This is a genomic window from Candidatus Krumholzibacteriia bacterium (assembly GCA_035268685.1).
Lineage (GTDB): Bacteria > Krumholzibacteriota > Krumholzibacteriia > JAJRXK01 > JAJRXK01 > JAJRXK01.
In genome coordinates, this window is sequence record DATFKK010000139.1 from 1 (window position 1) to 12729 (window position 12729).

Sequence of the window (12729 nt, forward strand, 5' to 3'; positions counted from 1 at the left end):
GAACGCCTTGCATCGGGACTCATCGTCGGGACGACATTGGCGTCGCTGCCGGCGATCGTGGTCTGGCTGTGGGTGCTGGGCGTCTGAGGGATCACGACGACGCGGAGACCAACGCGACCGCGCTCGCCGCCGTTCCCCGGCCGTGCGAAGCTCGTTGCCGGCTCCCTGGACGACACCGACCCCTGCGAGGTCCGTCATGACGACCCCGTCGTCGATTCACCCATGCCCGACGTCGTGGCCGAGTTCACGCTGCAGGCCGAGGTCGAGGAGGAACCGCGCGCCGAGGGAGCGAGTGTCCGGTGATCCGCATGATCGAACTCGATTCACCGGTACTGTGCCGCTGTGATTCGTGCCCGTACCAGGACAAGGGAACGGGAGCGGAGAAGCAGAAATCTCGGGAGGCGCGGCCAGATGTGGGCGGCCGGCAGTTCGTACGAGCCCGACCGCTACACCGAAGACACGGACGGCAACGGCCTGATGAAGTTCAGCGTGTGGAACGACTTCTCGACCTGCAGCGGCGCAGCCTACTACTACGTGACGTGGACGCCGGTGACTCCCTGGGCGGACGGGACATCACCAACTTCGTCACTCTGCGGTGGAACTCTCCTCGAACTCCCAGAAGCTCGAGACCTCGTCCTCGACTCCCAGCATCTCGTAGCGGATCAGACTGATCGGCAGCCGCCCCGCGGTCATGAAGGTGTCGTGGAAGGCCTTCAGGTCGAAGTTCTCGCCGTCGCGAGCCCGCACCTCTCCGAGCAGCTCCTGCATCTACAGGTTCCTGATCGTGTATCCCAGACCGTAGCCCGACAGCCGCCGCAGGTAGATCTCCGCGTCGACACGCGCGACCTCCTCGTCGAGCCACGGCGATCCTTCGATCATCTGCCGGGCGGCCTCGGCGACCGTCATCTCCCCGAGTTGCATCCCGATGTCGACCGTGACCCTGGCCGCACGCTCGATGAACGGTACGTTGTAGCCAAAGTTCTCGAAGTCCGGCGTGTCGTCGGGCAGGGTCAGGATGTTTTCTTCGACCAGCCAGCGACGCACGTTGCGGTCGGTACGCCGAAGACGTGCTTCGTATTCCTCCACCGTGGCCACCGACTCGAGGACGCGGAGGCCTTCGTTCCTCTTCTCCTCGAGCGCGAGGAACCCCATCATCCTCGCCCAGTCACGGCGCGTGAGCAGGTCCTCGTACCAGTCGATGACACCCGCCGGAGGCGTGACGCGGAACGGGTGGCCATGCCCGACACCATCCGGATTCCGCACGTTGAATCGGGCGAGGGCCAGGAAGTCGGCCCCGCCTTCGGTCAGGTTGGTCTTCGCGGCCTCCATGATCGCGGGGATCGCCTCCAGTCGTGCGCGGATGCGCTCCATGGCCTCGCCATCGGCACCCATGTCGGAGAACGCCAGGCGCGGGAGCGGATCCACGTAGATGCCCGGATCAAGGGCCCACGGACGAGGGACCTCCGGATGGAATCGCTACGCGGCGACCTGCGCCTTCACCGCGAGGTAGTCGACCTTCTCGGAAATCGACCGGTCGGCTGGGTCGATGGCCTTCAATCGCTCCTCGATCGCGCGCATCCCTTCGGTGCGCAGGGCGATCGTGGCCTCTCCGTAGTCGGAGACGCCGTAGGGTGTGTCGGGATGGTCGGAGGCAGCCGACCAGGCTTCGGCAGCCCGGGCTCCTCCGGACTTCGATCATCGATTCGCTCCACCCGAGCGACGACGGAGCGTATCGGTGGCCCGAGCAGTACGGCGACCGTGATGACCGCATCCTCGACTTCTGGCGCGGAGGCGCCGGCTCGAGGCCGCCCCGACCCGTTCGTACGTAGTCGGCCGGATCGAGTACGCAGCCGGGATCGGATCCGGGTACTGCATCGAGCAGGCATTGCTGCCCGGGATCGGTGCACTGCCAGTGCCTGGCCTGAAGTTCGACCTTGAATTCGTCCTGATCGGCTCCGCCCTGCGCACGTCCGGAGACCCACGCCCACGCACCCGCCCGGGCGGGCTACTCGTACGCGTAGAACCCCCGCCCCGTCTTCCGGCCCAGGTGCCCGGCGTCGACCATCTTCCGCAGCAGCGGACACGGGCGGTACTTGCTGTCGCCGAAGCCCTCGTGCAGGACCTCGAGGATGTTCAGGCACACGTCCAGACCGATGAAGTCGGCCAGCGTGAGCGGGCCCATGGGGTGGGCCATGCCCAGCTTCATGATCTCGTCGATGGCCTCGGGCGTGGCCACGCCCTCGTGCAGGGCGAAGATCGCCTCGTTGATCATGGGCATGAGCACGCGGTTGCTCACGAAGCCGGGGTAGTCGTTGCACTCCACCGGGATCTTCTTCAGGTCCCTGGCCAGCTCGACCACACGGGCGGTGGTGGCATCGCTGGTGTCGTGCCCCCGGATCACCTCGACCAGCTTCATCATGGGCACGGGGTTCATGAAGTGCATGCCGATGAAGCGGTCCGCGCGGCCGGTGGTGGTGGCCAGCTTGGTGATCGAGATGCTCGAGGTGTTGCTCGCGAGAATGGTGTCCTCGCCCACGTGCTCGACGATCTCACGGTAGAGGGTGGCCTTCGCCTCGAGGTTCTCGAAGATCGCCTCGACCACCAGGTCGCAGTCGGCCAGCGACGAGACCTCGGTGGAGAACTGCAGGCGTCCCAGCGTGGACTCCATGTCGTCCTCGCTGATCTTCTCCTTCTTCACCTGCCGGCCGAGGTTCTTCTCGATGGTCGCCCGGGCGCCATCGAGCGCGTCCTGGGTGACGTCGACCAAGGTGGTGTCGTGTCCGAACTGGGCGAAGACGTGGGCGATGCCGTTGCCCATGGTGCCCCCGCCGACGACTCCGATCCTACTCACGATGGTTCCCTCCGGAAATGCGATGCCCCGGAGCCGTCGGGCCCCGGGGCTTGGTGACGGGTACTAGGCGATGCGGCGGATGCTCAGCGCGACGGCGTCGCCGCCGCCCAGACAGAGCGCGGCGAGCCCGCGCTCGGCACCGCGGTCCTCCATGGCGTACATGAGCGTGGTGAGGATCCGCGCGCCGCTGCAGCCGATGGGATGCCCCAGGGCGACTGCGCCGCCGTTGACGTTCACGCGGTCGGGGTCGGCCTCGAGCTCGCGCATGACGGCGATCGCCTGCACGCTGAAGGCCTCGTTGAGCTCGATCAGGTCGAAGTCGCCGATCGCCGAGCCGGTCTTCGCCAGCAGGTTCCGCACGGCCTTCACCGGCGCCATCATCACCCACTCGGGCTCGCGCGCGCCGGTGGCGTAGGCCTCGACCTCGTACCAGGCCTTCAGGCCGAGTTCGGTGGCACGCTTCTCGCCGGCCACCACCAGCGCGGCCGCGCCGTCGTTCACGCTGGGCGCGTTGCCGGCGGTCACGGTGCCGCCGTCGCGCTTGAAGGCCGGACGCAGCTTGCCCAGCACCTCGGCGCTGCTGTCGGCGCGTGGCCCCTCGTCCTGGTCGATGGTCGTGGTGCCCTTGCGCCCCTTGATCTCGACGGGAACGATCTCCTGGTCGAAACGCCCCGACTCCATGGCCTGGATGGCCTTGGTGTGGCTGTTTGCCGCGTACGTGTCCTGCTCCTCGCGGCTGATGCCGTACTTCTCGGCGACCAGCTCGCCGGTCATGCCCATGTGGAAGTCGTTGTAGATGTCCCACAGACCGTCCCAGATCATCAGGTCGACGGCCTGCTGGTGGCCCATGCGCATGCCCGACCGCGCGGTCGGCAAGGCGTAGGGGGCGTTGCTCATGCTCTCCATGCCACCGGCCACGACAACCTGGCTGTCGCCGGCCTTGATGAACTGCGCGGCCAAGGACACCGCGCGCAGGCCGCTGCCGCAGACCTTGTTGATGGTCATGGCGCTCACGGTGTTCGGCACGCCGCCGTATATGCTCGCCTGCCGGGCCGGGTTCTGCCCCTGACCGGCCGGGAGCACGCAGCCCATGATGACCTCGTCGACGTTCTCGCCGTCGAGCTCGGCGCGCTTCAGGGCCTCGCGCACGGCGACGGCGCCCAACTCGGTCGCCTTCAGGGGAGCCAGGCCACCCTGGAACCTGCCGATGGGGGTCCGCGCCGCGGCGGACAGGACGACTCGCTCGGACATGTCCGGTCCTTTCGGGATTCGTTAGTGGTTCAGCACGTGACGGCTGATCACGATGCGCTGGATCTCGCTCGTGCCCTCGCCGATGGTGCAGAGCTTGGCGTCGCGATACATGCGCTCGACGGGATAGTCGCGGCAGTAGCCGTAGCCGCCGAGGATCTGGATCGCGTTCTCGGTCACGCGCATGGCCATCTCGCTGGCGTGCAGCTTGGCCATGGCGCTCATGTGACCGTAGTTCTCGCCGGCGTCCTTCAGACGCGCCGCCTCGTAGGTGAGCAGACGGGCCGCCTCGATCTGGGTGGCGGCGTCGGCGATCATCCACTGGATCGCCTGGAACTGGTGGATGGCCTTGCCGAAGGCCTCGCGCTCCTTGGAGTAGGTCACGCTGTAGTCGTGCGCGCCCTCGGCGATGCCCAGCGACAGCGCGGCGATCGAGATGCGTCCGCTGTCGAGGGTCTTCATGAACTGCTTGAAGCCCGCGCCGACTTCGCCGAGTACGTTCTCCTTGGGGATCCGCACGTCCTCCATGAGCAGCTGCGCGGTGTCGCTCGCGCGCATGCCCAGCTTGTCCTCCTTCTTGCCCACCGAGAAGCCGGGCGTGTCGCGTTCGACGAGGAAGGCGGTGATCCCGCCGCGAGTGCCCTTCTCGCGATCGGTCACCGCGGTCAGCACGTACAGACCGGCGTACGTGGCGTTGGTGATCCAGCTCTTGCTGCCGTTGATCACCCACTCGTCGCCGTCGAGCACGGCCGTGGTCTTCGTGCCGCCCGCGTCACTGCCGGCGTCGGGCTCGGTGAGACCGTAGCTGATGTACATCTCACCGCCCGCGGCCTTCGGCAACCAGCGCTGCTTCTGCTCCTCGGTCCCGAACATGTGGAGCGGACCGCAGCCGAGTGAGTTGTGCGCGGCCAGGGCCAGAGCGTGCGAGGCGCACACCTTCGCCAGCTCTTCGACGATGATCACGTAGCTCGTGGTGTCGAGCCCGGCACCGCCGTAGGTCTCGGGCACCGTGCATCCCAGGAATCCCATCTCGCCGAGTTCCTTCATGGTCTCGGCGGGGAAGCGGGCTTCCTCGTCGATCTCGGCGGCGATCGGGGCGATGCGTTCGTGGGCGAAGCGACGGGCCGTGTCGCGAACGATCTCGTGGTTCTCGGTCAACAGCATGGAATCTCCTGCCGCGGCGAACGACGGGGGTCCGAGGTCGATGCGGATGGGAACGGCGCGCGGCCACTCGGGCGAGCGGCTGGACACGACGCACGACGCCGCAGAACCGGCGCACGGTTCCTTAGAATAGGCTCACGACCGTGAAAGGGAAAGCGGAGGATCCCGCCGCAGCCGCGGGCGGGGGAACCGGCCGGCTCCCCCACCGCGGAGCACCGACTCAGCGGTCGAAGGCCGCCTTCAGCGCTCCCCAGGCCTGCGATTCGACGGGAACTCCGACCAGGCAGGTGCCCGGAACCGCGGGCCCGGGCGGGCAGCCCGTCCCCTGCGGCTCGGCCGAGCCACCGTAGGGCGACAGTCCGTCGTGGAGCACGTACTGGCCGGATTCCAGGTCCAGGGCCAGCGACCGCCCCTCGCCGGCCGCGTGCGGCGGCACCGTGACCTGGTCCATGAGCAGACGCTCACCGGCCGGATCGTCGTGCCACAGCTCGACGATCTCGCCGGTGTTGTTCAGGCTCAGGCCGCTGGTGCCGGCCTCGTTCACGGCCTGCCAGATCTGCGACATGGTGCCCGTGACGAGTTTCACGGCGCCGGCTGCGAGCGTGCCGTCGAAGCCGTAGTGGTACGAGTCCCCGGTGCCGTCCTTCAGGTACCAGTGCGTGAGATCGACCTCGGTGTCGGACACGTTGACGATCTCGACGAACTCGTCGCTCTTCCAGTTCACCTCGCCGTCGTTGTCGTAGTCCTCGACCGGATCACAGGCGATCTCGCTGATGCGCAGCTGCGCACTCCCGGGTGCGGGGTAGACCAACATGCCGAAAACGATCCACAGGGCGTAGGGCAGCACGCGGGCGGGCCCTCCGCGGGCCGACCGCTCGACGATTCGCGTGTTCACGATGGAATCTCCAACGGGAGGCGCTGGAGTCCGGAAGGCGAGGCGGTCAACCTGCGCGACGACGGCGACCGCGGTCAAGAGCAGCGTCAGAAGTGACGGCGCAGCAACGTGATCGTGACCCGGGGATCGGGCTCCCGGCCCGGTGCCAGCGGAGTGCCGGCGCGGAACTCGAGACCGTAGCCGTTCTCGAGGTTCAGGCGTTCGGCGATCTCGTGGGCGTCGACGGCCGCGAGGAGCGCCCAGGCGACGTAGACGCTCACGCCGAGCGTACGCTCGAAGTCCTCGTCGTCGATCACGGGAACACCGACGACGCCGCTGGCCACCGCGATCGGCAGGATGGCCACGGTCATGTACACCGTACCGCGTTCGTCGTGGCCCAGGTGGAACTGTCCCCAGCCCGGAACGGCCGCACTGCGTAGCGCAGCCAGGAAGGGATCGCGGTACGGCTCGCGGTCGGTCTCGTCCTGCGCGACGGCCGGACTGACCACGAAGAGTGACAGGCCTGCAACGACGATCGCCAGGAACGACCGCACCGCGCACTCTGCTCGCCGGCAGTTCATCACTCGCCTCCCCCGCTCAGGGCTTCGCGCTGCTGGATGACCAGGGGATGGTCGGGTGCGAGGCGCTCGGCGTCGGTCAGGACCGCCTCGGCCGCCGCACTGTCGCCGAGCTGGGCCAGCACCACGCTCAGATTCACGCGCGTGACCACCAGGCTCCCTTCGGTGTCGGCCTCGACGGCACGCCGCAGTTCGTCGCGTGCGCCCTCCAGATCGCCCTGCCGAGCCAGGACCTCGCCCAGTTCGGCGTGCAGGCGTGGAGTGTCGTAACCGCGTCGCTCCGCCATCCGCAGCAGGTTGGTGGCGATGTCCAGCCGCCCCTGCTCCTTCTTGATCCGTCCCAGCAGGAAGAGCACGCGGGCATCGACCGAGGGGTCCTCGGTCATGCGCAACAGGTCCTGTTCGGCGCGTTCGAGGTCGCCGGCCAGGTCGGCGATCTCCACGCGGCGAGCCATGGCCACCTCGGGATCGTAGCCGTACTCGAGCGCCGCGGTGTAGTGCAGCATGGCTTCGGCGGCCAGTCGCCGCCGTTGGTCCTCGTCGGGGGCAACATCGAGACGCTGCCGCAACAGTTCGGCCCGATTGAAGTGTGCCGGCGCGTAGTCGGGCTGATCCTCCAGCACCGACTGCAGGATCAGATCGGATTCGCGCAGCCGTCCGGCGCGTCGATGGGCCACGGCCAGATTGTTGCGCGCCTCGTGGAAGCTCGGCACCGACTCGATCGCGTCCTCGAACTGCTCGACCGCCTCGTCGTAGCGCTCCATGGCCAGGTACAGGCGCCCGCGATCGTTGTCGAAGACCGCCCCCCGCATCCCGTACTCCCAGGCGCGGTCGAAGGCCCATTCGGCGCGTTCGTAGCGCCCGTCGCGCATCTCCAGGACCCCGAGTACGGCGAGCGCGCGCGGGTAGATCGGTCCGCGATCGGCGAAACCGTCGACCGCGGCGCGGGCCTCGTCGAAACGCTCGAGCTGGATCAACGCCCGGACCAGGATCAGGCGGGTCGCGTCGTCGCCCTCGTCGATCGCCAGGGCCTGCTCGCCCGCTCGGCGGCTGCGGTCGGGCTCGCCGCGGTTGTAGGCGCAACGCGCGGCGATGGCGAGCGCTTCCTGCTGCATCTCGCGGCGGCGGTTCTCACGGCGTTCGTAGCGCAGCGTCAGTTCGAACTGGTCGAGACAGGCGTCGGTGTCCGCGTACCGACCCATGGCGTGCAAGTGGCGCGCGTAGGCGACCCACGCGTCGGGCAGGTAGGGAACCAGGCCGACTGCCGTCGCGCACGCGTCGACCGCATCGCGCAGGAACTGCTGGCGGCTCGCGGGTTCGGCGGCCGCCGCGCTCTCATGGGCGCGATCGCGGGCGCGGCGCAACCAGCGTCGGGCCTGCTCGCGACGGTCGAGCTGTCGCTCGCCCGGTAGTTGCCGGAAGGCGTCATAGCCCAGACTCTCGGCCTCGGCCGAACGGAACCGCCCGCCCCGCTCGGGACCGGGAGGTCGCTCGTCGGCGGCACGCGCAGGCGCGGACACCGCGATGGCGGTCAGAGCGATCACGACGATCCAACGGCAGTTCATGGTCGGCGTCCAGACGATCGGCATGCCGTGAGTATCGGCAGTCGGGGCGGACAGGGCAACCGGGTGCGCCGCGATCAGAGCGCGGCGTCCTCGTCCAGGGCGGTCAACCGGGCGTACCGCGCCAGCACGCGCTTGCGGCCGTGGTCGCCGAATCGAATGGTCAGGCGCAGCAGGTCACCCGAACCCTCCATGTCCTCGATGACTCCCTCGCCCAGGTTCTCGTGCTGGACACGCAGTCCCACGCGGTAGTGGATCTCTTCCTGGCTGATCTCGGCCTCGTGGAACGTGGATCCGGACTGCGCCTTCTTCTTCGCCTTGCTGTTGAGGAAGGCGCGTGCCTCGGACATGACGTCGCCGGAGACCGGCCCGCGGGCCTTGTTCGGTGAAGACTTCGGCCGCGCGGACGTCGGAGCACCGGGCGTCCAGCGCCGAGTCGTCGCCGGCGCGTCCCAGGGCGAGTGCCGCGTGGGGACCTCGCCCATCTCGATCAGACAGTCGTCGGGAATCTCCTCGATGAACCGGCTCGGCACCGCCCCCTCGCGCATGCCGAAGCGACGACGGCTCGCCGCACAGGTGAGCACCACCTGTTCCTCGGCTCGGGTCAGCGCGACGTAGAACAGACGGCGCTCTTCCTCCAGGCCGTCGTCGGTCTCCATGCTCGTGGCATGCGGAAGAAGGTTTTCCTCGACCCCGGTCACGAAGACGTACGGATACTCGAGACCCTTGGCCGTATGCACGGTCATGAGCGTGATCACGTCGGTGGTGTCCTGCGCGCGGTCCATGTCGGTGAGCAGTGCGATCGACTCCAGGAAGGGCCCCAGACCGGGTTCGTCGCTGGTCGCGGTGAACTCGTGGGCCACGTTCACGAACTCGGACACGTTCAGCAGACGGTCCTCGGCCGTCGTCGGATCGTCGTCGCGCAGGTACTGCTCGTACTTCACGCTGTCGATCAACTGCCGCAGCAACGTGGCCGCGTCGGCCGTCTCGGCGAGGCGCCGAAGTTCTCCCAGCAGCTTTCCGAAGGCCACCAGACGCTTCGTCGGGGCGTTGCCGCAGGCCTCCCGCACGCGATCCGGCCGCTGCAGCAGCTCGAGTACGTTCCCGCGCTCGGACTCGAGCAGCTCGAAGAAGCGCATGGCCGTCGTCTTGCCGATCCCTCGTTTGGGCACGTTCAACACGCGGGCCAGTGCGATCACGTCGCCCGGGTTCTGCACGAGCTTCAGGTAGGCGAGCAAGTCGCGCACCTCGCGCCGTTCGTAGAACCGCGTGCCGCCGATGATCTGGTACGGGATCCCCTCGCGCCGCAGGGCGTCTTCCAGCGCGCGGCTCTGCGCGTTGGTGCGGTAGAGGATCACGATGTCCTTGCGCCGGGCGTCGGTCTCGGCGAGCAGGCTGCGGATCCGGTCGCGCACGCGCAGGCCTTCGTCCTCGTCGTCCTCGGCCCACCACAGTTCGATCGGCGAGCCGCCGTCGCGCTGACTCCACAGGTTCTTGCCCTTGCGGCGCCGGTTGTGCGCGATGACCTCGTTCGCCGCGCGCAGGATCAGTGACGTGCTGCGATAGTTCTGTTCCAGCCGCACCAGCGTCGAGCCCGGGAAGTACTCCTCGAAGCCGAGCATGTTCTCGACCGTGGCCCCGCGCCAGGAGTAGATCGACTGGTCGTCGTCGCCCACCGCGCACAGGTTGCCATGGACCGCGCTCAGTGCGCGGATCATCACCAGCTGGAGAGGGTTGGTGTCCTGGAACTCGTCGACGAGCACGTGCTCGAAGCGTTCGGCGTAGCGCTCCTGCACGTCGCGGTGCTCCTCGAACAGTTCGACGGTCCGGCCGATCAGGTCGTCGAAGTCCATGGCGCCGATCTCGCGCAGGCGCTGCCCGTAGCGCTGGTACACGTCGGCAACCGTCTCGTCGCGTGGCGTGATCGCCTGCACCCGCACCTGCTCGGGCGTGAGGAACTCGTTCTTGTGCCGGCTGATCTCGCTCGCCACCGCGCGCGGGCTGAACTGCTTGGGATCGGCCTTCATGTCGTTGAGGATCTGCTTGACCAACGCCCGTTGGTCGTCGGCGTCGTAGATCGTGAAGTAGCGATCGTAGCCGATCCGTTCCGCCTCGCGCCGCAGGATCCGCACGCCGGTCGCGTGGAAGGTACCGATCCAGCTGCGGCCCTCCGACCCCGGCACCATGCGGTGCACCCGGCCCTGCATCTCGCGCGCGGCCTTGTTCGTGAACGTGAACGCGAGGATGCGGTGCGACGGCACCCGCTGCTCCTGGGTGAGCCAGGCGATGCGCGTGGTCAATACGCGCGTCTTGCCGCTGCCCGCGCCGGCGATCACCAGCAGCGGGCCCTCGGGGTGCGTGACCGCCGCGCGCTGTTCGGGATTGAGCGTGTCGAGCATGGGAGATCCGGATCGGTCGGGTCGGGCGGAGCCGCCGGGGCGGACGGAAGATAGTGGTGATTCGCACGAACCGCGCACCGGTGTCAACCCGTGGCGGTTGATCCGGGTCCGACGCACGGATTAGACTGACGGATTCGGTTCCGTGCGCCCCGTCCTCCATCGTCCGGGCCTGTCGTGGATTCGTCTCCTGCAGCCTTCGCCCCTCGGACCACAGCCCCGCGCAGTCGGGTCGTGCGTGACGTCCTCGTGCTGCTGGTCGTCGCGCTCCTGCTTCGCGGCGGCTGGCTGGCCGCAACTCTACCCACTGCCCTGGCCGGCGACGAGATCGACTACCACCAGCGCGCCGAGCGCTTCGCCGGCGGTTGGGTCGACAAGTACCCCGGCGCGCGGCCTCCCGTGATCGAGACCGTGTATGCCCGGCTGTACCGCGCCTTCGGTGTCGACCCGCACGTCGCCCGGGCCGCGAACGTGGTATTCGGAGCCCTGCTCGTGATCCCCCTGTTCGCGCTCGGCTGGCAGGTCGGCGGGCTCGGCGTCGCGCGCGGATCGGCGCTGCTGGGCGCGGTGTTCCCCGACTTCGTGTTCTTCGGGACCTACCTGTGGTCCGAGCCGCTGTACATGCTCCTGTCGACCAGTGCCCTGGCCCTGCTCGTCTTCGGCGCCCGCCGCGGCCGGGCGTGGTTCGCGGCCGGCCTGTTGCTCGGGGTGGCCGCGTTGACCCGTGAAGTCGGCCTGCTCGTGCCCTTCGGACTGGCCCCGGCCCTGTTGTGGTTGGTGCCACGGCCATGGAGCCGCCGCGTGCTCGCCGTGGCCGTGATGCTGCTGGGTTTCGCCTGCGTCGTCGGCCCCTGGTCGTCGTACGCCAGCTCCAAGCACGACGGCCACGTGTGGATCACCACCACGACGTGGTTCAATGCCTACATCGGCAATGCCCCCGACCGCGACATCGCCGAGGACAACTACAAGCACCTGGGCCGCACCCCCGGCGAACGCGAGCACGCCGCCCGCGTCCTCGCCCGCCGCACCATCCGCGAGCGCATGCCGTGGTGGCCCCTCCAGAAGCTGGCCGAGGTCGTGCCCGCCATGCTCACCCCCAACTCCTTCGGCGTGAACCGATTGATCGACCAATCGATGGGCCGCGAAGCCGTGTTCACGTGGTCGGCCCTCGACGGCCCCGTCTTCCGCTACGGCCTCGCCGTGGTCACCATGCTCGCGACCATCGCCGTGCTCGTGCTCGGTTCCGCCGGTCTCGTGCTGGGCCGCTGGCCCCGCGTGCAGATCCTGTTCGCCCTGTTCGTGGCCGTGCACTGGATCGGACCGTTGATCACGTTCGGACTGTCGCGGTTCCGCTTGGCATTCCTGCCGGTGCTGATGGTGGCCGCGGTGGCGTTGGTGCTCGACCGTCACGCGCTGTGGATGGCGAGTGGCCGGCGGCAGCGGATCGTGGCGGTGGTCCTCGCGGCCGTCGTGTTCCTGGTGAGCGTGTGGCAGGTGCCCGGGGTGTTGACGGATCCGGTGTGGGGATGAGCGGGCTGCGCGGGATGTGGGGCGGATTGGGTCGGGTGGGCAGGCATGGGTGCGGGCCGGCTTCGGTGCAGCCAGGCACGCATCGGTGCGAATGAACAGCGGTGCGACCAGGCATGCATCGGTGCGGCGGAACATGGGTGCGGCCAGGCACGCTCCCGCCTGGATGCGACCGGCGCGAGCCGGGACACCCCCGCGCGCAGCGGTCGCACCGGACCACGATCGCAGGACCATGATCATTCCGTTCGGCCGGTGACCGACACCAGAAGTTCCGGCTGCGTGCAGCGCGCCCCGAAGGTGTGCTCCGCCCGCCGCCGATTGTGCGCGCCGCAGAGCACCCGCAGGTTGTCGGCTTCGTTGTCCCCGCCCAGGGCGAAGGGCCGGACGTGGTCGATCTGAAGGTCATGGGTGGCGCTGCAGCGCGTGCCGTCGGCCGCGACGTAGGTGCAGCGGTGGCCGTCGCGGTCGAAGACCTGGTCGCGCGTGGTGCGGGGAATGTGGCGGGTCGAGGTCTTCGGCTCCGACGGCTTCG

Annotated in this window: 11 protein-coding genes; 1 reads left to right on the forward strand and 10 read right to left on the reverse strand. The window is 68.5% G+C overall.

Annotated elements, in window-relative coordinates; translation table 11 throughout:
- Positions 1–585: 585 nt before the first annotated feature.
- The 9 genes from VKA86_13200 to VKA86_13240 all read right to left on the reverse strand — a co-directional run bounded on the left by VKA86_13200 (position 586) and on the right by VKA86_13240 (position 10673).
- Positions 586–768 (reverse strand): hypothetical protein, encoded by a 183-nt coding sequence (locus tag VKA86_13200; GenBank protein ID HKK72170.1) that lies wholly within the window; start codon positions 766–768, stop codon positions 586–588.
- Complete coding sequence (locus tag VKA86_13205) at positions 769–1425, reverse strand: hypothetical protein (GenBank protein HKK72171.1); 657 nt, start codon at positions 1423–1425, stop codon at positions 769–771.
- A gap of 580 nt (positions 1426–2005) precedes the next feature.
- Entirely contained in the window at positions 2006–2851 is an 846-nt protein-coding gene (locus VKA86_13210) for a 3-hydroxybutyryl-CoA dehydrogenase (protein ID HKK72172.1), read from the reverse strand.
- A gap of 63 nt (positions 2852–2914) precedes the next feature.
- A complete protein-coding gene (locus VKA86_13215; protein ID HKK72173.1) occupies positions 2915–4102 on the reverse strand; it encodes an acetyl-CoA C-acetyltransferase in 1188 nt (395 codons plus the stop codon).
- Between the two features lie 21 nt (positions 4103–4123).
- Positions 4124–5263, reverse strand: coding sequence for an acyl-CoA dehydrogenase (locus tag VKA86_13220; protein ID HKK72174.1), 1140 nt, complete (start codon positions 5261–5263; stop codon positions 4124–4126).
- Between the two features lie 217 nt (positions 5264–5480).
- Positions 5481–6155, reverse strand: coding sequence for a lamin tail domain-containing protein (locus VKA86_13225; GenBank protein HKK72175.1), 675 nt, complete (start codon positions 6153–6155; stop codon positions 5481–5483).
- Positions 6156–6241: 86 nt separating this feature from the next.
- A complete protein-coding gene (locus VKA86_13230) occupies positions 6242–6715 on the reverse strand; it encodes a hypothetical protein (GenBank protein ID HKK72176.1) in 474 nt (157 codons plus the stop codon).
- The gene (locus VKA86_13235) at positions 6715–8301 is read right to left on the reverse strand and encodes a tetratricopeptide repeat protein (protein ID HKK72177.1); all 1587 of its coding nucleotides are present in this window, start codon (positions 8299–8301) and stop codon (positions 6715–6717) included. The genes VKA86_13230 and VKA86_13235 overlap by 1 nt, the downstream gene beginning before the upstream one ends.
- 50 nt (positions 8302–8351) lie before the next feature.
- Positions 8352–10673, reverse strand: coding sequence for a UvrD-helicase domain-containing protein (locus VKA86_13240; GenBank protein ID HKK72178.1), 2322 nt, complete (start codon positions 10671–10673; stop codon positions 8352–8354).
- A gap of 231 nt (positions 10674–10904) precedes the next feature.
- On the opposite strand from VKA86_13240, the gene VKA86_13245 reads away from it, so the two are divergent.
- Entirely contained in the window at positions 10905–12200 is a 1296-nt protein-coding gene (locus VKA86_13245) for a glycosyltransferase family 39 protein (GenBank protein HKK72179.1), read from the forward strand.
- Between the two features lie 233 nt (positions 12201–12433).
- Here VKA86_13245 and VKA86_13250 read toward each other — a convergent pair.
- Positions 12434–12729: HNH endonuclease signature motif containing protein (locus tag VKA86_13250; protein HKK72180.1), on the reverse strand; the 296-nt coding region annotated here is incomplete at its 5' end.

Excerpts from the sequence above, each read along its gene's own strand:
- VKA86_13200 (HKK72170.1), bottom strand. The coding sequence starts at position 768 with ATGCAGGAGCTGCTCGGAGAGGTGCGGGCTCGCGACGGCGAGAACTTC.
- VKA86_13215 (HKK72173.1), bottom strand. The coding sequence starts at position 4,102 with ATGTCCGAGCGAGTCGTCCTGTCCGCCGCGGCGCGGACCCCCATCGGC.
- VKA86_13220 (HKK72174.1), bottom strand. The coding sequence starts at position 5,263 with ATGCTGTTGACCGAGAACCACGAGATCGTTCGCGACACGGCCCGTCGC.
- VKA86_13230 (HKK72176.1), bottom strand. The coding sequence starts at position 6,715 with ATGAACTGCCGGCGAGCAGAGTGCGCGGTGCGGTCGTTCCTGGCGATC.
- VKA86_13235 (HKK72177.1), bottom strand. The coding sequence starts at position 8,301 with ATGCCGATCGTCTGGACGCCGACCATGAACTGCCGTTGGATCGTCGTG.
- VKA86_13240 (HKK72178.1), bottom strand. The coding sequence starts at position 10,673 with ATGCTCGACACGCTCAATCCCGAACAGCGCGCGGCGGTCACGCACCCC.